The sequence below is a fragment of the Streptococcus parasanguinis genome (assembly GCF_040908565.1).
GTDB classification, from domain to species: domain Bacteria; phylum Bacillota; class Bacilli; order Lactobacillales; family Streptococcaceae; genus Streptococcus; species Streptococcus parasanguinis_AC.
In genome coordinates, this window is record NZ_JBDGEA010000012.1 from 37678 (window position 1) to 61474 (window position 23797).

At 45.8% G+C, this 23797-nt stretch carries 19 protein-coding genes; 2 read left to right on the forward strand and 17 right to left on the reverse strand.

The features are described from left to right. Nucleotides 1–28: 28 nt before the first annotated feature. From AB5Y61_RS07005 to miaA, 7 genes are read right to left on the reverse strand one after another with little or no spacing between them, the layout of a single operon-like run. Nucleotides 29–433: a GNAT family N-acetyltransferase gene (locus AB5Y61_RS07005; protein WP_368403646.1), complete on the reverse strand. Its 405-nt coding sequence runs from the start codon at nt 431–433 to the stop codon at nt 29–31. A 1-nt stretch (nt 434) separates the two neighbouring features. Then, nucleotides 435–1145, reverse strand: a complete 711-nt coding sequence (locus AB5Y61_RS07010; protein ID WP_368403647.1) for a class I SAM-dependent methyltransferase — start codon at nt 1143–1145, stop codon at nt 435–437. 10 nt (nt 1146–1155) lie between these two features. After that, on the reverse strand, nt 1156–1911 hold the full coding sequence (locus tag AB5Y61_RS07015; RefSeq protein ID WP_368403648.1) for an SDR family NAD(P)-dependent oxidoreductase: 756 nt from the start codon (nt 1909–1911) through the stop codon (nt 1156–1158). A 1-nt stretch (nt 1912) separates the two neighbouring features. Beyond that, nucleotides 1913–2842, reverse strand: coding sequence for a ribonuclease Z (gene rnz, locus AB5Y61_RS07020; RefSeq protein WP_368403649.1), 930 nt, complete (start codon nt 2840–2842; stop codon nt 1913–1915). Between the two features lie 3 nt (nt 2843–2845). Continuing rightward, nucleotides 2846–3475, reverse strand: coding sequence for a cystathionine beta-lyase (locus tag AB5Y61_RS07025; protein WP_368403650.1), 630 nt, complete (start codon nt 3473–3475; stop codon nt 2846–2848). Further along, nucleotides 3459–4706, reverse strand: coding sequence for a GTPase HflX (gene hflX / locus AB5Y61_RS07030; protein ID WP_031576943.1), 1248 nt, complete (start codon nt 4704–4706; stop codon nt 3459–3461). Before hflX ends, AB5Y61_RS07025 begins: the two co-directional genes overlap by 17 nt. Further along, the gene (gene miaA / locus AB5Y61_RS07035) at nt 4699–5586 is read right to left on the reverse strand and encodes a tRNA (adenosine(37)-N6)-dimethylallyltransferase MiaA (RefSeq protein ID WP_368403651.1); all 888 of its coding nucleotides are present in this window, start codon (nt 5584–5586) and stop codon (nt 4699–4701) included. Before miaA ends, hflX begins: the two co-directional genes overlap by 8 nt. Before the next feature lie 83 nt (nt 5587–5669). On the opposite strand from miaA, the gene AB5Y61_RS07040 reads away from it, so the two are divergent. After that, a complete protein-coding gene (locus tag AB5Y61_RS07040; RefSeq protein ID WP_003002781.1) occupies nt 5670–5840 on the forward strand; it encodes a DUF3042 family protein in 171 nt (56 codons plus the stop codon). Between the two features lie 359 nt (nt 5841–6199). Here the strand turns inward: AB5Y61_RS07040 and AB5Y61_RS07045 are convergent, their stop codons facing one another. From AB5Y61_RS07045 to rexB, 3 genes are read right to left on the reverse strand one after another with little or no spacing between them, the layout of a single operon-like run. Then, nucleotides 6200–6517 carry a DUF4298 domain-containing protein gene (locus AB5Y61_RS07045; protein WP_070588852.1) on the reverse strand — a complete coding sequence of 106 codons (318 nt, stop codon included), beginning with the start codon at nt 6515–6517 and terminating at the stop codon, nt 6200–6202. Between the two features lie 3 nt (nt 6518–6520). After that, nucleotides 6521–10186: a helicase-exonuclease AddAB subunit AddA gene (gene addA / locus AB5Y61_RS07050; RefSeq protein ID WP_368403672.1), complete on the reverse strand. Its 3666-nt coding sequence runs from the start codon at nt 10184–10186 to the stop codon at nt 6521–6523. Then, nucleotides 10183–13449, reverse strand: a complete 3267-nt coding sequence (rexB, locus tag AB5Y61_RS07055) for an ATP-dependent nuclease subunit B (RefSeq protein ID WP_368403652.1) — start codon at nt 13447–13449, stop codon at nt 10183–10185. Before rexB ends, addA begins: the two co-directional genes overlap by 4 nt. Nucleotides 13450–13608: 159 nt before the next feature. Between rexB and AB5Y61_RS07060 the strand changes: the two genes are divergently transcribed. Then, nucleotides 13609–14091 carry a glutathione peroxidase gene (locus AB5Y61_RS07060; RefSeq protein ID WP_368403653.1) on the forward strand — a complete coding sequence of 161 codons (483 nt, stop codon included), beginning with the start codon at nt 13609–13611 and terminating at the stop codon, nt 14089–14091. Nucleotides 14092–14407: 316 nt separating this feature from the next. Here the strand turns inward: AB5Y61_RS07060 and AB5Y61_RS07065 are convergent, their stop codons facing one another. The 7 genes from AB5Y61_RS07065 to AB5Y61_RS07095 form a co-directional block, all read right to left on the reverse strand. Further along, nucleotides 14408–16276, reverse strand: a complete 1869-nt coding sequence (locus AB5Y61_RS07065) for an ABC transporter ATP-binding protein (RefSeq protein ID WP_368403654.1) — start codon at nt 16274–16276, stop codon at nt 14408–14410. Next, nucleotides 16266–18011 carry an ABC transporter ATP-binding protein gene (locus AB5Y61_RS07070; protein WP_368403655.1) on the reverse strand — a complete coding sequence of 582 codons (1746 nt, stop codon included), beginning with the start codon at nt 18009–18011 and terminating at the stop codon, nt 16266–16268. The genes AB5Y61_RS07065 and AB5Y61_RS07070 overlap by 11 nt, the downstream gene beginning before the upstream one ends. Before the next feature lie 239 nt (nt 18012–18250). After that, on the reverse strand, nt 18251–20014 hold the full coding sequence (locus AB5Y61_RS07075) for a glycerophosphoryl diester phosphodiesterase membrane domain-containing protein (protein WP_368403656.1): 1764 nt from the start codon (nt 20012–20014) through the stop codon (nt 18251–18253). Between the two features lie 262 nt (nt 20015–20276). Then, on the reverse strand, nt 20277–21422 hold the full coding sequence (locus AB5Y61_RS07080) for an FtsX-like permease family protein (RefSeq protein WP_368403657.1): 1146 nt from the start codon (nt 21420–21422) through the stop codon (nt 20277–20279). A gap of 3 nt (nt 21423–21425) precedes the next feature. Next, nucleotides 21426–22106, reverse strand: a complete 681-nt coding sequence (locus tag AB5Y61_RS07085) for an ABC transporter ATP-binding protein (protein WP_368403658.1) — start codon at nt 22104–22106, stop codon at nt 21426–21428. Beyond that, nucleotides 22103–22678: a TetR/AcrR family transcriptional regulator gene (locus AB5Y61_RS07090; RefSeq protein WP_368403659.1), complete on the reverse strand. Its 576-nt coding sequence runs from the start codon at nt 22676–22678 to the stop codon at nt 22103–22105. Before AB5Y61_RS07090 ends, AB5Y61_RS07085 begins: the two co-directional genes overlap by 4 nt. Before the next feature lie 145 nt (nt 22679–22823). Then, nucleotides 22824–23747 carry an aldo/keto reductase family oxidoreductase gene (locus AB5Y61_RS07095; protein ID WP_368403660.1) on the reverse strand — a complete coding sequence of 308 codons (924 nt, stop codon included), beginning with the start codon at nt 23745–23747 and terminating at the stop codon, nt 22824–22826. Nucleotides 23748–23797: the final 50 nt, after the last annotated feature.

Sequence of the window (23797 nt, forward strand, 5' to 3'; positions counted from 1 at the left end):
CGTGACTAGATCTTTTTCTTGTATGATATTAATTTTTATAAATCATCCCTGTACAGGCTTGCTCTGACAATTCGACAAAACCCAGGGATTGGTAAAAGGCAAGATTTTTCTCACTTCGTTCAGTAACAAGGAGCCGTTGATAGACAGTAGGGAAGGTCGCTAAAGCCTCTTCTAAGAGTTTCTTTCCAATGCCTTGGCGCTGGTGATCTGGTCGCACCAATAGGTCCTGCACCAACAGGACCGAGTGCCCATCTCCTACCAAGCGAATGTAGGCGACGAGCTCTTTCTCATCATAGACTGCTAACTGCCAGAGACTGGCTTTGACAGCTTCTTCCAACATGGTTGGATTGTTAGTATAATTGGTCCAGCCGACTGAGCTGTAGAGTGCGAGTAGGTCTGTCATCGCTGGAATTTCTTGTTTGTAATGGAACATCTTAACTCCTTTTTAAGCTATAGTGCTGGAAGAAGGCGATATCTCTGTAAGGGGACTCTTGGCAAACGGCCAGCTCCATCTTGAGCATAGACTCTCGCCAGCCTTCTTGGCTCTTGAAGCGATTGTCCTGTAAGGCATAAAAGACACGAATTCCTTGGTAGTCCTGAACTTCAATGGCTAGATCTTCAACAACTAGATCGAGATCATAGGCCTGAGCCAAGCCCATGGAGTGGGTTTCCAGGTCCTGACCTGCTAGGAGCTCAAGCGCCTTCTGAGTATCATTTTCAAAGACGACGGTCTGAAGGACGCGGCCAACCTCATTGTGCTTGACGATAGAGAGCAGGCCTCCTGGTTTCAAGAGACGGGTGAATTCCTTGAGAACATCCTTGCGATCCTCCACATACTCCAAGACATTGTGGCAGAGGATGACCTCAAAACTGGCATCTTCAAAGCTTTCTATTTGGTCCAGACTCCCGACCAGTTGCTGGTAAGGATGATCCTGGGCCCGCAAGGCCACCAATTCCTCATTAGGCTCCACAGCAAGGACTTGATTGTCTTGCGCCAAGTGGTTGGCTACAAGGCCGAAACCACTGCCAAAATCGAGCACTCGCTTTCCCTTGATGTCCTGTAATTGTTCAAAAAGGATATCATAATAGATCTGTCCCCAGGGTTGCCGAAGGTTCTCTAAATAGGCTTGAATATTTGCGGCCATCTATCTCCTCCTATTTGAAGTTAAACATCTTGCAGGCTAGCTTATCTGAGATGCGTGGGAAAAGGGTATAGAGCTTGTGGGTCAGGTTCAAGAGCCAAGGCAGATTGAGCTCACGTTTTGCTTTTCCAAAGTTTTTCACGATCTTCTTAGCCACAAAGTCTGGTTCCAAAATGTAGCGGTCCACAGCCTTGACATAGCTTCCGTCAGGATCTGCCTGGTCAAAGAAAGTAGTCCGGATTGGGCCTGGATTGACTGTCGTCACATGGACACCAAAGGGCATGAGTTCCAAACGCAAAGCGTTAGAGAAGCCAATGGCCGCAAACTTGGTGGCCGAATAAAGGCTGGATTTAGCAGTTGCTACTAAGCCCGCCATGCTGACGATATTGACAATGTGCCCCTTGCCTACTGCCTTCATGTGCGCACCCATCAAGCGTGAAAGCTGCATGAGGGCAAAGGTATTGACCTCAAACATTTCCCGCACCTGCTGGTCAGAAATGCGATCAAAGTCCTCAAAAATCCCATAGCCAGCATTGTTGACCAAAATATCAATCTGCCCATAGCGCTGATAGAGCTCTTCTACCAAATCTTGGACGGCTGAGGAATCAGTGATATCGATCCCGATGCATTCTTTCTGAGGATGGTCAGTATAGAGGTCTTCCAGTTTCTCTTGATTTCTCCCTAGGAGAATGAGCCGGTCTTCATGAAGGAGCTTGACCATTTCCTGTGCCAGGCCTCCACTCGCTCCTGTGATGATGATAGTTCGCATCTTAGATCTCCACTTCTTCTAGATCTTTGACCACATAGACATTTTCAAAAATGCTGGACGCATCCTTGCGCAATTGGCTGATGTCTTTTGATAAGAAGCGAGCACTGATGTGATTCAAAAGAAGGCGCTTGGCTCCAGCTTCACGCGCTACTTCTGCCGCCTGCATATTGGTCGAGTGGCCGTGTTTCTTAGCAATCTTCTCATCTCCCTTGCCATAGGTGGACTCATGGACCAAGACATCCGCATTGACTGCTAGTCGTACACTAGCATTTGTCTTCCGTGTATCTCCTAGGATCGTGATAATCTTACCAGGTCGAGGGGCTGAAATATAGTCGGCTGCAATGATTTTGGTGCCATCTTCCAGGGTGACGTCTTGCCCATTTTTGACTTTCCCAAAGAGCGGTCCAAAAGGAACTCCTGCCGCCTTCAACTTCTCTGCATCCAGTGTTCCTTCAAGGTCCTTCTGCATAATCCGGTAACCTACACAGAAAATGGTGTGGTCCAAAGCTTCCGCATAAACTGTGAATTTATCAGTTTCTAAAATCTTGCCAAGAGAATGCTCATCGAATTCATGAAAATGGATGCGGTAAGGCAGGCGAGAGCCTGATACGCGAAGACTGGTCATGACAAAGGATTTGATTCCTACTGGTCCATAGATATCCAGATCCGTCTGCTCTTCATTGGCCTGAAAGGCCCGACTAGATAGGAAACCTGGCAAACCAAAAATATGGTCTCCGTGTAGGTGAGTGATAAAGATCTTGCTAACCTTTCGCGGACGAATGGTCGTTTCTAAAATTTGATTCTGTGTCGCTTCGCCACAATCAAAGAGCCAGACTTCATTGATCTCATCTAGCAATTTGAGCGCCAAGCTCGATACATTTCGGGCTTTTGAGGGTTGCCCAGCTCCCGTTCCTAAAAATTGAATGTCCATTGTCTACTTTCTATCTATATAAATCATGGCCGTCCTGTTCTCTGAACGGAACGAAAGGTTGCCTGGGTAGGCTTGCGCTAGCTCGAGGAGTTCCTCTTGGTTATATCCTGACAGTTTCAAGCGTCCATCTTCCAAGGTCATCAAGTCAGTCAGGGCTGAGAGGACTTCTGTTTTGGTGACCACTTCTGGGCCGGCCTCTTGCAGACAGATCTTGCCATCTTTTTCAAAGACCAAACAATGCGGAAAAATCTCTGCGATTTCGAATAAAATCGAAGGGGTGATTTCCGCCGCTGGATGTTCAGCAAAGACACAGGCTATCTCTCCATTTACATAGGCCAAGCCATAAGACTGACCTGATAAGTTGAGGCGGATAAAAGGTTTTTGTTCATTAAAGCTTTTCTGAACTGTGAATAAGTCAAATGCTCGGCTCAAGTCCAAGAAATAATCCATGGCCTCCTTGGGACTCTTCTTTTGGTAGAGCTCTGCGAAATAAGCGTTGATCACACTTGGGGGAGGCGTAATCACACGGAGACGCAATTCCTCAGGGATCGTGCTTAAAAGATTGGTCAGATAGACCCGATCGAGGCTGGTATAGCCTCCATATTTTATTGCTAAATCAACGTAATCCGTCATAAAATTCTTCCAACTTCCACTTATTTTTCTCTGCAATATAGCCTTGAATGACCTCGACGTCTTCTTCAAATTCGCGCTGGTCAATGATCGCTACTGTTTCTAGATCATGTGTCCGATAAGATTTTGAAAAGGGAACGCGAATGGTAAAGGGAACAAAGAGCTCTCTCAGTTTTTCTAGAAGCAAAGCCTGGAGATCTTCACGGGCTGTCTCAGAGCGCGCTGAAATCAAGCTAAAAGGTGTCTGGGTTGGGGTAAAGTCTGCTACTTTATCTGCTTTGTTGTAAAGCGTCAAGCGAGGAATCTCCAACATATCCAGGTCCTTCATGATCGAAAGCACCGTCTTTTCATGCTCTTCATGATTGGGATCAGACGCATCGATGACATGGACCAGGAGGTCTACATTCTTACTTTCTTCCAGGGTCGACTTAAAGCTTGATACCAACTCTGTTGGTAGATCTTGGATAAAGCCAACCGTATCGGTCAGCGTCACTTGCAGATTGCCTGTTAAGTGGATGCTCTTAGTTGTTGCGTCTAATGTCGCAAAGAGTTCATCGGCTTCATACTGACTCTTACTGGTCAGCTGATTCATAATGGTCGACTTTCCTGCATTGGTATAGCCGATCAAACCAATCTTGAAGACAGGTGATTCCAAGCGTTTTTCACGAAGGGTTTCCCGGTTTTTTTCAACTGCCTTGAGCTGGCGCTCGATATCGGTGATTTGATTGCGAACGCTCCGGCGGTTCAACTCCAACTGACTTTCCCCTGGACCACGAGAACCAATTCCCCCAGCTTGACGGCTGAGCATGATTCCTTGACCGACAAGGCGTGGCAAGAGGTATTTGAGCTGGGCCAAGTGTACCTGCAACTTGCCTTCATGACTCCTAGCCCGCATGGCAAAGATATCTAAAATCAACTGCATCCGGTCAATGACCTTAACCCCAAGAATTTCTTCTAAGTTGACATTTTGACGGGGGGTCAGGCGGTTATTGACCACCACGGTCGTAATCTCATCTGCTTCGACCATTTGAGCGATTTCTTCGAGTTTTCCTGAGCCGACAAAGGTCTTAGTGTCGTATTTCTCCCGCTTTTGTGTATAGGAGCCCCGGACATCCCCACCAGCTGTTTTAGCCAGACTGGCCAACTCCTCCATCGACATATCAAAATTGTCCATGCCTTGAAGTTCCACACCAACCAATAGGATGCGTTCTTGTTTCTTTTCTGTTTCAATCATGCTCTAAAAACTCCTTTACATCTGCAAGAACCTTCTCCTTGAAGTGGGGGGCAGAAATGGCGTAAAAGGTCACTTCCATCCGATTTCGAAACCAGGTCAGCTGCCGTTTAGCAAACCGCCGGGTGTTGCGCTTGAGGGTCTCTCTGGCTTCTTCAAGGCTTTGCTCCCCCTTAAAGTAAGGAAAGAGTTCCTTGTAGCCAATCCCTTTACTGGCTTGCACATCTGGATAATGGTCATAGAGCCACCGAGCTTCCTCTAATAAACCTTCCTCTAACATACAGTCTACTCGATGATTGATGCGATCATAGATCAAGGAGCGTTCATCATCTAGACAGATCAGATAGGGTTCATAGTCCGTCTCTTCGTTTGCTAGGTCTTTCCCAAAATGCGCAATTTCAAGAGCCCGCATGGCCCGACGGCGATTGAGCTGAGGAATCACAAGTCCTTGCTCCTCCACTCTACGATACAAGTCTTCGTCCGACAGCAGGTCCAATTGAGCGCGATAGGCAAGAATCTCTTCATGAGGAACTTCACCACCTAGATGATAGCCTTCAAGAAGACTTTGGATGTAGAGGCCCGTCCCACCTGCAATGATGGGGAGCTTGCCTCGGGCTGTGATATCCTCAATCGCAGTCTTAGCTTCTCTTACAAAATCAAAGGCCGAGTAAGACTCGGTCACCTCCCGCACATCGATCAAATGATGGGGAGCTGCAGCTTGCTCTTCTGGTGTCGCTTTGGCTGTTCCAATATCCAGCTTGCGATAGACTTGCTGACTATCGCCACTGATGATTTCACCATCGAGGGCTTGCGCCAAATCGATCGCAAGAGCTGTTTTTCCAACCGCAGTCGGTCCCACAATCACAATTATCTTGGTTTTCATCGTTTTTCCTTGCAAAATTCACGTTTTTTCGTTACCATATATTATAACATAAATATTTAAAGTTCAGAAAAGGAGAAATTCTCATGGCTAAAGGATTTGGTAAAGGTTTTGTTACTGGTGTTGCTGGTACAGTTGCTGCTGTCGCAGGTGCAGTTTACACATTCAAGAAAAAAGTAATCGAGCCAGAAGAACAAAAAGCAGCTTTCATCGAAGAAAACCGCAAAAAAGCAGCACGTCGTCGTGTCTCACACTAATCCAACAAAAAGCCCCGGGAAACCGGAGCTTTTTTTGCTGAAGAAAAAAGTCCATTTTGGAAAATTTTCTTTTACTGATAGGTTTTGTCAAGATAAGCTAACACAAGTAATGCTAAAAGAATTAGAATGATATATGTTATGTTTATTCAAACATTACTGAAACTTTCCGCCGTGAGAAAAGTGCTAGAAACACGATAGTTTCTAGCACTCGGGAGTTTTGAAACTTTAGGTTCAAAACTAAGTCATGGAACTTCTTCGAAGTTCGCTGACGTCCGTAATCACCTAAGGAAAGTTTCTATGATGACACGTTTGTCTTCAATCTAAAAGCTCCGGGAAACCGGAGCTTTTAGATTGAAATTTCACCGTTCTTTGATCATCTTCGTTGCGATCTCCAAGAGTTCAACTCCCATCTGAAAATGCTCGTCTAACAAATCATAGACGGCATCTTCAGACAAGACACCACAAGGAAGATCAGCTGGAAAATCAGCTTGATTGGACAGGTCCAAGTCGTCAAAATAGGCCTGACTACTATAATAATCGCGCAGTTGAATATAGCTCTCTTGATGCTCTTTTAGTCGATCCACTGCTTTTTTTGTATCTTCCAAAGTCTTAGCATAGTCATTCAAATAACCTTCCATCCTTTGGATGCGTTCAATTTTTTCCTTTGCAATTGTCATGTGTTACTCCACTTTCACCACTTCTAGATGAGGGCCACCTAAAAGTACCAGATATTTTTCAACGTGCTCTTGGCCATAAGAACGACGAAGAGCTTCTGCATAGAGATCGAGCTGATCCCGGTAGCGTTCGACCAATTGGCTAGGAATCTTGTAGTGATCCGTCTTGTAATCAAAGAGCAGGATCCGGTCTTCTAGCACCAAGTAACCATCCAGGATCCCCCGCACGACGAAGTCCTCTCCACTGGCTGGATCTTTCTTCAGCATGGCAAAGGGAGCTTCGCGACGGACTCGAGAGGCCTCTTTTTGAAGCAAGGTCCCCAAAGGCGTCTCATAGAAAGCAAGGATGGCCTCTAGCTTGATGCGGGCCTTGACCGCTGGCTCTGCTTGGACTTGGTCCAAGGCCTGACGCAGTGTATCAAGAGTGATTGCTGCTCCAAGAGGCACGCGCTGCATGAGTTCATGGACAGCACTACCGACTTGGGCTCCTGTCACAGCTTTTTCTTGATCAAAAGTTGGAAGCTCAAACTCAGGCGTCACAGTCTTTGCATCCATGATCTGGACGCCATTGGCATCCATGACCGGCTCGTAGAATTTCTTGATCTGACTAGGAGTACGTACACTTGGTAAATGAATGGCCGGAGCATAGAGCTGATTGAGCCGATCAACATTTTCCAAGATATCCAAGGCCCGACGAATATCCTCGGACTGACGGACATCCTTGAGCTGATCCAGGCGGGAATCCTTCTCCTTCTCTAGCGGTTCCAGCTGGTCTGGTGTCAGGTCTTCGTCTGTCACAAAACGCGTGTCATAGGCCAGGGTATTCTTGGTAAACACATCTTGAATAGCAAAGAGCCAGTCCTGATATGAGGTCCATTCTTTTCGTTTTTCAGGATCCAATTTGCCATTGCGACTGGTCCCCCAATCGGTATCGCGCAGTTTGTCCTCCCGGCCTTTTCCGACCAGATAGAGCTTGAGCTCAGCCCGTGTCATGGCGACATAAAGAAGACGCATCTGCTCAGAAATTGTGGCCAATTTTGTTTCTTCCACATTGCGTTGGTAGCAAGGCGTTTCGATCTGCAGACGAATAGTCTCTGGAGCAGCTGGATTCTCTGTCTCAACCGGCAGGTTCGCAACAAATTTAAAGCCAATCCCTTTTTGACGACTGAGAATGATTGGCCCCGATTGATCCTTACGGTTAAAGGCCTTGTCCATATTGAGAATAAAGACATACTTGAATTCCAGCCCCTTACTCTTATGGACGGTCATGAGCTGGACGGCATCTTTTGGTGCTGCAAGGGGGACGCTGGCCAAATCGTGTTCATTTTCGATCACCTTATCGATCATGGCAATAAAACGCGACAAGCCCTTAAAGCTGGCTTTTTCATAATCATTGGCCCGAAGCGTCAAAGCGTAGAGATTAGCCTGGCGCTGGGCCCCATTTGGAAGGGCGCCGACATAGTTATAGTAATAGCGATCCTCATAGATTTTCCAAAGCAAATCATAGAGCGAAGAGGTCTTAGCAGCAGTCCGCCAACTAGATAAAACCTTGAGGAAGTTCTCGATTTTAGCTGAGAGCTTGGCATCAATCAAATTTGCATGCTCTGCAGTCTTTTCAAGGGCTAACTGGACCTTGTGGTAGAAGGGCATTTGCTTTTGCTCTGGAAGGGTCTGCAAGGAAATCCGTGCCAGCTCATCTTCATCAAAGTCAAACATAGGGGATTTCATGAGGGCCACTAAGGGATAATCATGCAAGGGATTGTTAATGGTCCGCAAGGTATCCAGCATGACCATCACTTCCAGTGACTCAAGATAATGCGCCTGTCCGCTATCTGCCACAATCGGGATATGGTACTGGTCAAAGGCTTCCAGAATCGCATCATTTCGCGTTCGAGTCGCAGTCAAGAGCGTGATGTCTTTAAAGGGTACTTTTTCCACCCGATGGAGGCGTAAAATTTCTTTGATCACTAGAAGAATTTCTCCCTTGGAAACCGTCTCGAGTCCAGAAGCAACTTCCTCGTCTTCGGCCTTTTCTTCCTGGTCTTGGCTACCATCATAGAGCAAAAATTCAGCCCGATGTTGTGGCAAGGCCATCCGCTGCTTGTCGCTTCCTGCAACCAGATAGTGGGTTTGATTGTAGTCAATCTCGCCCACCTCTTCGTCCATCAAATGGCGAAAGACATCATTGGTTGCGTCCAACACTTCCACATGACTCCGGAAATTTTCCTTGAGGAGGATCAACCGCCCTTTCGCCCCTTCTTCTTGGTAGGCTTTAAATTTATCATTAAAAATCTGTGGATCTGCCTGACGGAAGCGATAAATCGATTGCTTGATATCCCCCACCATGAAGCGATTGTGGCCATTTGACAGCAAGTCCAACATCCGCTCTTGGGTGTGGTTGGTATCCTGGTACTCATCGACCATGACCTCATGATAACGCTCTTGAAAGGCTTGTCTCACCTCTGGAAATTGCTCTAAAATTTGAATGGCAAAATGACTGATATCCCCAAATTCATAAGCTTTTTCTTGGATTTTTCGCTCCAGATAAGCGCGAGCAAAGTCTCTGATAAAGTCCCGGAGCAAGGAGAGCATGGGGCCTTCTTCTTGGTGGAAGGTTTGTTGAAATTCCAGCTGATAGAGCTGATTTTCCAAGTCTCTGAGGCGATTGATATGTATGGTTTTATCCTGGTTATAGGCCGTAACTAGGTCTTTCAGCTCTTCTTTTCGGGCTCTATTGGTCAAGGCTCCCCCATTTGAAGCCCGGCTAATCGCCACGACTGCCTTTAGGACAGAGGTCAGTTGCGCTTTATTAGGGCGCTCTGTGAGGCTTCCAATCTGATCCAGCACCTCTTGCACGGCTTCCAAATATTTGGCCTTGCCAAATGCTTGGCCTTCATTGGACAAATGAAAGGCAAAAAAGCTTTCTGCCTCATAGAGGGCCTGCTGGATGTTCTCCATCAGATCGCCTTCAACCTTTTCAAAATCAGTCTCCTCATAGCCTTTTAGGAAATGCTCTTCCAGCCATTTTTCCGGATCACTGGTCGACTGAAGAAAGTCATAGATCTGGTAGATCTGTTCTTTAAACAAGGTTAAATTTTTGCGCTGTCCCGTGAAATTCTTGACCATCTGCACAAAGGCTTCTTGGTTTTCCCCCTGGTAATAGCGGTCAAAAACAGCCTGAAAGACTTCATTTTGTAAGAGGCGTTGCTCACTAGCGTTTTGTAAAATGCGAAACTGGGGTGCCAACCCAAGCAAATAGCCATAGCGCGTTAGGACCTTTTGGGTAAAAGAGTCCATGGTTCCGATATCGCTGGTGGCGACATCTGCGATTTGACGGGCCAGGTGTTGCTTGAGCTCTGGGTTATCGCTCGCTTGCAGGGCTTTTCCAAGTTCACTTTCCAAACGCTCCTTGAGCTCTCCGGCTGCCTTGACCGTAAAGGTCGAGATAAAGAGCTCCTTAATCGAAATGCCTCGCTGCATCTGATCCAGTATCCGCTGCACCATGACAAAGGTCTTTCCTGATCCAGCAGAGGCTGACACCAAGATATTGGTCCCCGAACTATAGATGGCATCGATCTGTTCTGGTGTTCGCTTTTGCTCTTTGGTAGAAGCTACCTCTTGGGCCTGAAGGGCCTTGATTTCTTCTCTTGTCAAAAATGCTTGTTTGATCATTTGTTCAAGACCTCCTTCATCTTCTCGATCCACGCGGCTTTCACCTTTTCACCGCGTATTCCTTTTTGGTCTAGTTTGGTCAAGAATCGTGCCTGACCTAGGTGACGATCGGCTTCAAATCCTGTGATGGATTTAAACTGCTCCACGAATGGTGCGATATTGCGCCCATTTTCACTATAGGGATTGATGCCAAATTGCCCCTTGAGGATCCCTTCTGCTGCTGTTTTATAGAGATAAGCGTTGTACAAGAGGAGCAAGTCCAGTTCTTCCTTACTCAGCATCATAGCCTTATTCTTATCATAGGCCTCGCCCAGATAAGGGGCCTGATCTGCCATAAAGAGTCCCTTGTACTGTTGACTTTTCATGGTTTGATTGATGGCATCCTCTACTGTCTTGGTCTTTTTCAGATCCACTACAGGATCTCCCATTTCCAAATACATGGCTCCAAAAATCCCCTGCTCCTCTTGGTACTCCTTCAAATCCTGAATCGCAGAAAGATAGGTCGGCAATTGAGAATTCAGTCCATTAAAGAACTTGTCATAGTGGAACTGCGTCAGACTGGACTTGTAGTCCACGACTCCGAGGGCTCCCCGATCCCTCAATTGATCAATGCGATCCACCTTGCCTCGTAGCTGCAGGAGACGGCCATCGGACAATGGATAAGAGGTGTGGGTACTTCCACCAAAGAGGGTCTCCTCACCGATGGTCTCGATGTCATTCTGCTGGGCGAGGACACGGCCCGTTGTTTTCGCGGTATCAAGAAGCAAGTTGCGAATAAACTCGGTCTCTCCATTTTCTCCATACAATTGCTGGAACTCTACTTCTTGGCTGGTTTCTCGAATCGCCTCGTTTAAGCGCCGATCAAAAGCTTGATCGGAGCTATCTTTTAAGACTTTTTCAAAAATCCGGTGCAAGAAATTCCCATGACTGCGCGCGTCTGGCCGGATGGTTTCATCCTCTTGTAAGCCCAAGACATAGCGCAGATAAAAAGCATACTGGTGCTTGTAGTATTCATTCAAGGCAGAAGCAGATAATGTCAAGGCTTTGCCCTCTGGATAGAGCGCTTGAAGCGTATCCGACTGAAGCTGACGGCTCTTTAATTCCGTTGAAATCTGAGGAATCTGGATGCCTTCAGCGGCCAATTTCTTTCGCAAGACCCGTACGGCCACACCCCAAAAGCTGGCTTCTTCAGCAGACAGCTCACTAGTGATCTCTTCTTGATGGAGTTCGATCACGCGCGCTAAAAGGGCTCGGTAGGTCCCAATATCATCACTCGAAGCTTGGGCTTGTTTGGTCGTCCACTCGATGGCAATAGGCTCCTTGGCCAATTCTACAAGGTAAGGAGAGACACTATCTTCCGTTTCATTGACCAAGCTAGGGGCCGATAGGACCAGTTGTTCGGTCGCTGCATTGAGTAGCGAAACCGCCACAAAGCGATTCTTCTTGAGATTTTCGCTGGTCACCACCTGGAGCTCTGCTCCTTCTTGGGTGGCCTCATTGAGCTGTTGTCGTTCTTCTTCACTGAGAAGCGAGGTATTCTGCGCGATCTTTGGAAAACGTTCCTGGGTCAGCCCGATGGCGTAGACATAAGGTGCTGTCAAGGGTTCAATCAAGTCATAGGACTGAACCATCACCACATCGACCGTAGCAGGAACTGTCCGGTATTGTGACAATTGCATGCCAGATAAGACAAGAGCTAAAAAGTCATCCACTGTCAGTTCTTGGTCCTCAAAAACCAGATTCAATTCTTCTAAGACGTGGAGGAAGGCCTTCCAAACCTGGTCATAGCGCTCTTGCTCCTCCAAGGTTAGATCCTTGATCAAAGCTTGTAGATTCTGAGAAAGCTGAGCCTCTTGCAGAAACTCTGTAAAGGCTGTTAAGAGTTGGGAAACCTTTTGTTTGCGCTGTGAAAAGAAAGGAGCTAAAGGTTCTGCGACGCGTTCTCGGAGGGCATTGAGCTCTTCTAGATGAAACTTACCCTGACGATTGCTGGTAAAAGGCTTTTGAAATTTTGCAGCACCCTTTACTTCCGCAAAGCGAAGATACTGTTCAAAAGCATCGACTTCAGCTTGCGCCAGATCACTATACAGACCCGTTTTCAACAGATTGATGACGTCATCTGTCTGGTAATTGAACTGCTTGATCCGCCCTAGCGATTCAATGACCTGAATCAAGGGATGGTGGACCATGGCCTCACTTCGTCCCAAGTAAAAGGGGATCTGATACTGATCAAAAATGGTCTTGAGTTGCAGTTGATAAGCTTCCACATCTCCTAACAAGACCCGAATATCCCGATAGCGTGCGCCGTCATGAAGACGTTGACGGATGGATTTAGCGACAAATTCCAACTCTTCTTTTTGTGTATTGGTTTGCCAGAGTTGGACAGCAGTTCGATCTTGGTTCTCCAGTTCATCTTCCACTTGTGAAAAATCGTAGTGCGCTTCTAACATGCGGGTCATGCGACTAAAGGAATCTTCGATGGCTTGCCCACAATATTGAGGTTGAACCTGAAAAGTCTTAGCTAGCTGGAGTAGAAAGTCAACACTAGCCTGATAAAGATTGCCCTCTCTGAAGCTTGCTCGATAGGCTTTTTCACTGGCATAGACCCCGATAACAATCTCCACTTCTTTTCTGTGAAGTAGACCAATCAAGGCCTCTTCTTCCGCAGAAAAACGCGTGAAGCCATCGACGACGATCGCCACATCCTTCAATTGCTCTTCCAAGTGCCCCTCTTCAACCTGGTTGAGGAAAACGCCAATCTTGGACTGGGATTCATACTGGTGCTGAACTAGCATCTCAGAGACAGCTTCAAAAATTGCCAAGAGGTCCTCTCTTTTTTCAGCTTCCCCGAGCAACTCTAAATCTGTAAAATCCATCTGAGCTGTCTGTAATTCATGGTAGAGCTGAACCAGTTGCTGGATAAACTGAGGATCCTTGCGCAGGGCTCCGTAAACTTTAAGATCCTGCTCCTTCATTTGGGAAAGGGCTTTAAAAAATAACATGCCTAGTCCGATGTCATCTAAGGGTTGCTCCTCAAAAACCTGATTCAGGATGAAATAACGGGCCATTTGAGCAAAGCGCGTAACAGTTATGGCAAAAGAAGCCTGACCTTCTAAATAGGACAAGACCTTGGCTTCTTTTTCAAAGGAAAGAGAGTTAGGTGCAATGTAAAACACACGCTTGCCATCTTCTACTAACCTTACGGCTTCTTGCGTCAGGACCTGGGTCAAGGGGGTCCGAACATCCGTATAGAGTAATTTCATCCGATCCGTTCTCCTTTGAGCACTTTCTTGAGAGCTTATTATCTTCTTATTATATCATTTTCGCAGGAGGGACTAAAGCAAGAAGTCATGCTCCTCTTGCCCCAATTTTAGGACATTTGTGCTACAATAAAAACTAAAGAAACAGAAAGGATGATCCCTATGACCAGCATTTATGATTTTTCTTTAGAAAACCAACAAGGGGAAGAAATTTCTCTTTCCCACTACCAAGGTAAGGTCCTCATCGTGGTCAATACAGCAACAGGCTGTGGCCTAACCCCGCAATACCAAGGACTGCAAGATCTTTACCAGCGCTACCAAGATAAGGGGCTTGAAATCCTAGACATCCCCTGTAACCAATTCATGGGGCAAGCTCCAGGAACTGCAGAAGAAATCAATAGCTTCTGTAGCCTCAACTACCAGACCACCTTTTCACGATTCGCTAAAGCCAAGGTCAATGGTAAAGAAGCCCTTCCTCTTTATGACTGGCTCAAAAGCCAAGCAACTGGACCACTGGGCAAACGCATCGAATGGAACTTTGCAAAATTTGTCATCGACCGACAAGGCCAAGTCGCCCAACGCTTCTCCTCCAAAACAGAACCAGCTGCTATGGAAGACTTAATCCAAGAATTGCTTGAGAAATAAGCAAAAAGCCTGAGCGCTGGCTCAGGCTTTTAGATTGAAGACAAAGTCTTCTTAAAAACTTTCCTTAGGTGAGTACGGACGTCAGCGAACTTCGAAGAAGTTCCGTGACTTAGTTTTGGACCTAAGGTTCCAAAACTCCCGAGTGCTAGAAACAATAGTGTTTCTAGCACTTTTATCACGGCGGAAAGTTTTGGTATTTTCTTGATTCATTTTAAAATTTTGTACTCATTTTTATTTTTTGCAGAATCGCTTAACTTATTTTAAAATAGTTTGTCTACATTCAAAAAGTCTGAGCCAACGCTCAAGCTTTTTTATCTTAATCAATTTCAAGTCCACCGGTGTACAAACGGTGATAGGTTCCTTTTTCTGCCATCAAGGAAGCATGGTTGCCTCGCTCGATGATGCGTCCATGGTCCATCACCATGATGACATCGGAATTGACAATCGTCGACAGACGGTGGGCAATGACAAAGACTGTCCGACCTTCCATCAGTCGGTCCATCCCTTCTTGCACCATCTTCTCTGTCCGAGAGTCAATCGAAGACGTCGCTTCGTCCAGGATCAAGACTGGCGCATTGGCAAGGGCTGCACGGGCAATGGCGATCAATTGTCGTTGACCGTTTGATAGACCAGCCCCATCATCCGTCAAGACCGTTTCATAGCCCTGATCCAAATGCTTAACAAAGGAATCCACATTGGCAATCCGAGCCGCCTCAAGGATCTCCTCCCGCGTTGCATCAGCACGGCCGTAAGCGATGTTTTCTGCAATCGTACCAGTGAATAAGTGGGTATCTTGAAGAACGATTCCGAGAGAACGACGAAGAGAATCTTTCTCAATCAATTTGATATCGATCCCATCATAGGTGATCATTCCGGATTGGATATCATAGAATCGGTTGATCAAGTTGGTGATGGTTGTCTTCCCTGCACCAGTCGCTCCGACAAAGGCCACTTTTTGACCCTTATCCGCATAGAGATTGATGCCATGAAGGATTTGTTTTTTCCCATCATAAGAGAAATCAACATCATCAAAGACCACATTTCCGACCATCTTGACAAGCTGGTAATCTCCATTTGGACGAGGGTGTTTCCAAGCCCACTTGTTGGTTTTCTGATCGGTTTCGACCATTTCTCCGTCGACCAGTTCATAATTGACCAGCGTCACTTTTCCTTGGTCGACTTCTTCTTCCTCATCCAAGAGATCAAAGATACGATCACCACCAGCTAAGGCCATGAGGACGAAGTTCAATTGTTGAGAAACCTGAGCAATCGGACCAGTAAAGGAGCGGTTCAATTGCAGAAAGGCCATGAGACCACCAATGGTTAAACCACCGATACTGTTCAGGGCAAAGAGGCCACCGATCAAGGCCGTCAGAACAAAGGAAACATTTCCCAAGTTCCCAAGAATTGGCATGAGGACATTGGCATAGCGATTGGCTAGATAAGAGGATTCAAAGAGCTGGTCATTGATCCGATCAAAATCTTCAATGCTTTCAGATTCGTGCACAAAGGCCTTAACCACTTTCTGACCAGTCATCATTTCTTCAATAAATCCATTTTCAATCCCCAAGTTTTTTTGTTGGGCCCCAAAGTAACGACCTGACTTGCTAGAGACATTCTTCATGACATAGAACATTACGACAAGCATCATAAGGACAATCAAGAACAAGAGCGGACTCACTGTCAGCATGGTGATCGCCACTCCAAGGATGGTAATCGCTGAGGATAAGAGTTGAGGAATGGATTGTTCAATCGCTTGACGAAGGGCATCAATATCATTGGTATAGATGGACATGATATCCCCGTGTTGGTGGGTATCAAAGTAACGAACGGGTAGTTTTTGCATGCGCGCAAACAACTGATTTCGAAGGCTTCTAAGCGCATCTTGGGAAACCGTCGCCATAATCAAGGTAAAGCCATAGTTAGCAAGGACCCCGATCAAACAGATCAAACCAACCCGTGTCAAGAAGGACAAGAGCGGTCCGAAATCATGGCTGTTTGACGTTAACATGGGCTCCACATAGACATCGACCAAGGACTGAATAGAAGCTGTCACATTGACCGTCGCAAGAGACGATAGAATGATCAAGATAAAGGAAACAATCAAGGATAGCTTGTAGTTTTTCCAAAGGAAATCCAGTAGGCGAAGGAGCGAGCCTAGATTTGCTTTTTTCTTAGTTTTCATCAGCTACTCCTTTCCCTTGTGTTTGCATTTCATATACTTCTTGGTAGATGGCATTATTGGCAAGCAATTCCTCGTGACGACCGATGGCATCAATCTGACCATCATTCATGACGATAATACGATCTGCATCTTGAATAGAGGAGATTCGTTGACCAATGATGATTTTAGTGGTCTCTTTCAAGCTTCTTGCCAATCCTTGACGAATCAAACTGTCGGTCTTGGTATCGACCGCAGAAGTTGAATCATCCAAGATCAAGATCTTTGGATTCATGAGGAGAGCACGCGCGATACAGAGACGTTGACGTTGGCCACCGGAGACGTTGGATCCCCCACGCTCAATCATGGTGGCATAACCCTCTTTGAAATCTTGAATAAATTCATCGGCTTGGGCAATCTTACAGGCTTCGATAATCTCTTCATCCGTCGCATCTTTATTCCCCCAGCGCATATTCTCTTTAATCGTACCAGAGAAAAGGACATTGGTTTGAAGAACCATCGCCACTTGCTTACGAAGGGAATCAAGGTCGTATTCTTTGACATCGTGACCTGCTACTGTCACTCGACCAGACTCAACATCATAGAGACGAGGAATCAACTGCACCAAGCTCGATTTCCCTGATCCTGTTCCTCCCAAGATGCCAATGACTTCTCCTGAACGAATGGAAAGATTAATGCCTTGCAAGACATGGGTCTTGTCGCCATTTTCATCGGTATAGGCAAAAGTCACATCCTCAAAGTTGATCGATCCATCTGCAACTTCTTTGATCCCATTTTCTGGAGAGACAATGGTCGCTTTGGTCGTCAAGACTTCATTGATCCGCTCGACCGAGGCCATGGAAATCGACAACATGACAAAGATCATCATAAACATCATCAGCGACATGAGAATGGTCATGGTGTAGCTAAACATAGAGGTCAAATTCCCAGTAGAGAGTTGGCCACCAACGATCAGATGTGCCCCAATCCAAGAGATCAAAAGGAAGGAAGCATACATGGAAAGCATCATAGCTGGGCTACTAAAGACAACGATACGGATTGCCTTCATAAACATGTTGTAAATCCGGCGGGAAGCTTTTTGGAATTTAACCGTTTCGTCGGCTTCTTTAACGTAGGACTTAACCACTCGCATATTGGTAATGTTTTCCTGAATGCTGTTGTTAAGATTGTCATAGGATTCAAACACTTCTGTAAAGAGAGGATACACAATCTTCATGATGATGCTTAGGACAGCTGCCAAAAAGATGGTCACATAGACAAAGATCATAGCCATTTCCGGGTTGATCAAGAAACAGGCCGCAATGGCAAAAATCAAATTGAGCGGTGCCCGTACACAGATCCGGATGACCATTTGATAAGCATTCTGCACATTGGTTACGTCGGTCATCATCCGAGTGACCAGACCTCCAGATGAGAACTGGTCAATATTTTCAAACGAGAAAGTTTGAACCTTTTTGAAAATGGCTCGACGAAGGTTTTTGGCAAAACCAGCCGAAGCATAGGCGCCATAACGGGCAGACTGCATTCCACAAAAGAGGGAGAGAAAGGCACAGACCAGCATGAGCCCACCGTAAAACAAAATATTGTTCATGTTTCTTTGTTGAACACCCTGGTCCAAAAGACTCGCCATGACAAAGGGAATCGAAATCTCAAACATGACTTCAAAGACCATGAACAAGGAAGCCAAAATCGAGGGCTTCTTAAATTCTTTGATCTCGGAAATTAAGGATCGAATCATTATTACCTCCAATGTTATTCATACTTTTTCTTGCGGTAGAAGCAAATCTTATTTCCACCGAAAATAGGTCAAAACACACAAAATTCCCTGAGGGAAAGACCCTAGGGACTGTGCATTGAATAGTTTCAATTGTAAACCAAATTCCTAAAAAATGCAAGATTTTAGCCAGTTTCAGCAATTCTATTTATCCAATATAAAAGGCCCTCCTATTTTGAAGGACCCTACAGACAAATCAGGCATTATTCTGCTTTAGACGTAGCAACAAGATTTAAGAAGCGATCAAAGTAGGACTTGTTTTGTTTCAAATCCTTTTTCAGTCTTTGTGCCTCTGTCAATTCATCCGTAATCAAGCCATCAATGGGTTGTTGCAAATACTTGGTCAACTTTTGCTTGTCATTGATGGTCCAGACATAGAGCTCTTTTTTCATCTCATGGGCCTGAGTCACTAAATCCTCCTGATAAGAAAAGTCTTCAATCGCAAAGAAGTCGACTGAATCATTTCCAAAACTGCCAAATTGAATGGGAATGACATAGCCAGTCTTGATCTCAGGGGCTTTCTTCTCGACTTTTTCCATGACCGACAGATCCAAAGACATAGCCGGATAGTCTTTTTCAACTCCCAAGTCCCGCATCTTCTGGACGAAGAGATCCACATAGTTAGCAGGTTCTCCACCATGGGGCTTAAGCTCGACCAAGAGCTTTATCTTCAATTCTTTGGCCCGTTTGACATATTCCTCAAATGAAGGGATATGACTTGTGTGCCCATCCTGTTGAATCTTGAGGCCTTGCACCTCAGCCAGGGTCATGTCTTTCACATCCTTATCCACCCCAGCAAGGCGCTTGAGATTGTAGTCATGCATGACTACAAATTGATGGTCCTTAGTGAGAAGAATGTCCATCTCTACATAAGCTGCCTTTTCCTTGGCTGCTGCTTCTAAGGCTTCCAGGGAATTTTCTACCCCTTTAGAGACATCTCCTCGATGGGCGATGAGCTTGATCTGGTCATTCACCTTTAGGGTTGCCAGTTCAAAAGCTGAGATCCCCGATTGGACCATGAGAAAGACTACTGTCAGGGCAAAGAGCCCCTTCATCTTTCGACTGCCTTTCGAGCGCATGACCGATCGGCTCGGTACTTCCCATGCAGAATCCAAGATAATGCCGAGCGACCCCACCTTTGTCAAGACTGTAAAAATAAACAAGAAGGTCCGAATCAAGACCAAAAAGATGGTCTCCACCCAGAAATACTGCCCCTCTTTATCGATCACCGTCAAGGTAAAGACCAGACCCAAGACCAGCAAAATCCCTAGAAAGGTTAAGAGAAACTCAAAGGACAGAATTCTCCATAAGAGACGAAAGCTTCCTCTTTTGGTCATGCTCCAGCTTTTTTTCAAGGCACGACCAAATGGAAGCTCCTCCACCACGAGGTTGGGAACTGTATAGATGAGGCGAAGATTGAGATAGAGAAGGGTCAGCTGCACTACAAAGAGCCCGATGGAGCCGATCGTGGTCTTTTCAAACTCTCCTGTGATAAAGGTTGGAATAGAAAGCCCATCTGTCAGGGTCGATCCAATCAAGACCCCTGCGACAGGCAAGGTCAAAAGGAGATAGAGCAGAAAGTAAAGCAGGTTTCTCCCCGCTAGATCCTTCAAGCGACCAAATGATTGGCCTAGCACCTTTTTAAAGGACAAGTGCCGATCGGTTCGCGATAGGTAAATGACCGAAATCAGGGTCCGCATCTCCAACATAAACAAGAAAGCAAAGACCATGATAAAGACCAAAAAAGCCAGCAAGCTCAAGGGATGGCTCATAACAGAGGCAAGATTGTTCTTATCAATGTTGGCCTGACCCGCAAGTAAAACAGCCAGATGAAAGACCCAGCTCAAGGCGGCAGCCCCAACCCCCACGACAAATTGAAGCAAAATCCCAATTGCAATAAAGGACCATTTGTTGCGCCAGATCAAGTAAAAGGCCCCCTTCAGGTCCTGCCAATAACTCCGTTTCATGCTGTCTCTCCTTCATTTCTTTTATTCCCTTAGAATAGCGGAAAAGGCTCTCCCTGTCAATCATTTATTACAAGCAAAAAAGGCTGGGACAAAAGTCCTGGCCTCTCAATTGTCTTTAGATTGTCGAGCAAGACGCAGTGGTTGAGTGGGCTCTACTACGCTGATTTCATCAGCTTTTACAGCCCTACTCAACTGTGCGGAGGTGGGACGACGAAATCGAATTCTAACGAATTACCAATTTCTGTCCCACTCTCTTTTCTATTTATTCAGCTAAGAGCACTTCTTTGATGGTTTGCTTTTGAAGTTTTCTGTTGGATAGATAAAAGAGGCTTTCATAAACCACAGCAAAACCGATCAAAGTCCAGAAGCACACATTCCCATCAAAGTGATGCTCAATCTTTTCAGGAACCGTATCTTTGATCACACCGATCAAGATTTCCATGATACCGTATTGGTAAACCGTCCCTAAAACAAATCCTAGATAGGCCCAAAAACGATAGGGAGCGAGAATATGACTTTGGCATTCACGATCGGTGTAGCCAAAAGCCTTCATAAGAGCCAAGGTTTCGCGGCTTTCTGAGACCACAATCCCCAATGACAAAAAGAGAATCGAGAAAGAGAGGATTAAGCCAATCATGATCATCATGGTTTGGATGATATCATCTGTGTAATCCCTGAGGCCAAAGGACAATTGAACCATGGCCGCAAAACACATAGAGCCAAAGACCACAAAAAACAAGATCGATTTTCTCCCCCAAATCAGCGACGAAGACAGCTCTTTTAGGAAGGATTTCTCTTTCATAGGAGCTCTTTTTCTCCTTTTGACCTTAATCGGTTTTGGAGATTTTTTCAATAAGCGAAGGGCCGGCGTTTGTAGTTGCCTTCTAGCATAGCCAATCGCAAGGACCATAAAGAAAGTCGTTGGCAGTATCACCAAAGCAACTAAGAGCTGCCAGTGAAAATGAATGGTAATGTCTGGCAAAATCCCCTTCTCATTGCGAAAGTCATAAAAATGATCCATCATAAGAAAAGAAGCGAAATAGCCAAGAAGTGCTCCAGCTCCAAAACTGAGTCCAAAAGCCCAAAATCGTTTCGCCAACTGGCCATTGCTATAGCCTAAAGCCTTTAAAATCCCTAATTGTTCCTTGTGGTCATCGACAAATTGTTTGATATAAAAACACATGAGAATGATCGACGTCAAGGACAAGACAACCCCACTGACCATGGCCACCATCCAAGATAGCGAAACCTGGGCATTATAGTAGGTCTGAATCATGGGATTGGTTTTCGAAATCTCCAACCGCTCGATATCCAGATAAAAATTCAAGAAGAGATTGGCCACAAAGACCGCACAAGCTCCAATGATACTGACGACAACTAATTTTCGAATATCTTTTACTGAAAACATGGCTTACCATCCAATCTCATAGGCAGTCTGAGGCTGATCGTTGATCACAACTTGGGTAATCTTGCCACTATTGACGCGAATGATGGTTCTGGCCATATCCGCAATATTTTGGTTGTGCGTCACCATAATGAGGGTAAAGCCTAGCTTTTCCTTCAACTTCCAGATATAGTCGAGAATCTTGCGCCCTGTTTCTTCATCCAGGGCCCCCGTCGGCTCATCTAAGAAAAGAATCTCTGGCTTTTTGGCCAAGGCCCGAGCAATGGAGACTCTCTGCTGTTCTCCACCAGACAATTCACTTGGATACTTGTCCAGCTTATCACCAAGCCCCAAATCCTCGATGATCTGCAAAAAATCATGATTGTTTGCAAGGTCAGCTCCCATCTTAACATTCTGTCTAACCGTGAGATTCGGCAATAAATAATACTGCTGAAAAATAAAGGCTATCTTCTCACGTCTAAAGGCCGTCAATTGAGCATCTGTGAGTTGAGACAAATCCTGTCCTTGAATGAGGATATGCCCCTCGTCTACCTTTTCTAATCCGGATAACACGTTTAAGAGGGTTGACTTTCCTGATCCAGAAGGTCCCAGGATAACCACATCATCCTGGTCTTGAATCTGCAGATTAATCCCTTTTAAGACCTTTGTTTGTCCGTAACTTTTGTGAACATTTTCTAGTTGAATCATTTCTTTCCTACCATTTTCTTGATGAGAGATTGACAAACTTCTGTCAATAAACCAATCACTTCTTCCATGCTGAACTGATAAATACCAGAAGCAACCATAGAGGCCATTCCGTGTGAGTAGATAAATAAATGCTGGTACAAGCGACTAGCTTCCTCTAACGTCAATGGATAGTCTGCGACAATCGATTCCAGAACCAATTGGTAGCTATGATCCTTCATGGGAAGAAAATCTTGAAAGCGACGAATCGGATCTTTGCTAGGATTTTGGAAAAGCAATTGAAAGAGTTGGGGCTCTTTTGAGGCGAAAAGAATATAAGCAACCCCAACAGATCGGAAAGGTTTCTCATCTTCTAAGGCTTTGCGAATATACTCCACCACGACCATTTCCGCAGCACCAATAACCTCTGCTTGTAACTCAGCCATATTGTCAAATTGCCCAAAAATGACTCTCGGTGTGGCTCCCAGTTGCTCCGCTAATGCTCGAGCTGTCAAGCTAGCCATGCCCTCTTCTCTCACCAATTGTAAAGCTGTCCCAATGATAGCCTCTTTACTAAATTTAACCTTGGGTGGCATAAGACTCCTTTCGCGCAACGTTCGTTGCGCAACACTTGTTGCATAAAAGAATACCATAAAAAAGAAAGACTTGTCAAGAAAAAACTGAAAACCACAAAAAAACCAGACCACCGATAAGAATGGAATCTGGTTTACTAACAAGATTCTAAGGCAAATCATTTCCCGCCGCCAAGTAGATTTGATACCATTCCTTGCGGGTTAGGGTGACTGTTGCCGCTTTCCCTGCTTCAAGAACATGCTGGGGCTTGGTCGTTCCGATGACCGCCTGCGTCTTACCTGGGTAGCGAAGGACCCAGGCAAGGGCGATAGCTGTCGGAGTGACCTGGTATTTTTTCGCCAAGTCATTGAGGACGTGATTCAGAGCCGCAAACTCTTCCTGGCCGACAAAATTCCCCTTGAAAAAGCCATGCTGGAGGACAGACCAGGCCTGAATCACCGTATCAGTTAAGCGACAATACTCAAAGACACTGCCATCTCGCACGGCTGCTTTAGGTCCTTCCATATTGACATGAAAGCCAGCTTCAAAGCTCGGTGTAAAGGCAGCACTCAGCTGCAGCTGGTTGACCTTGAGTGGTTGTTTAACAGCCGTCTTAAGCAATTCCATCATCATAGGATTTTGATTGGACACCCCAAAATGACGGACCTTGCCCGCTTGCTCCAAGTGATCAAAAGCTGCCGCCACTTCTTCCGGCTCCATGAGGGCATCCGGTCGGTGAAGGAGGAGACTATCTAAGCGCTCGATCTGCAGACGCTCGAGGATGCCACCGACAGAATCCAAAATATAGTCCTTCGAAAAATCAAAATAGGTAAAGCCGTCTTTGCGAATCCCACACTTGGACTGGATCCACATCTGATCCCGAAGATCCGGACGGCGATTGAGAACCTTCCCCAGCAGGACCTCACACTGGCCATCGCCATAGATATCCGCTAGGTCAAAGGTGTTAATCCCAATCGACAAGGCTGCCTCCACCAAGGCCTCCACCTTATCTTCACTCATCTGACTGATCCGCATCATCCCAAGGACAATCGTGGACAGACGCTCATTTTCAGCAAACTCAATATAGTTCATGTCCGCCTCCTTTTCATTCTTCCTTCATTATAAAGGAAAGAAGACCAAAC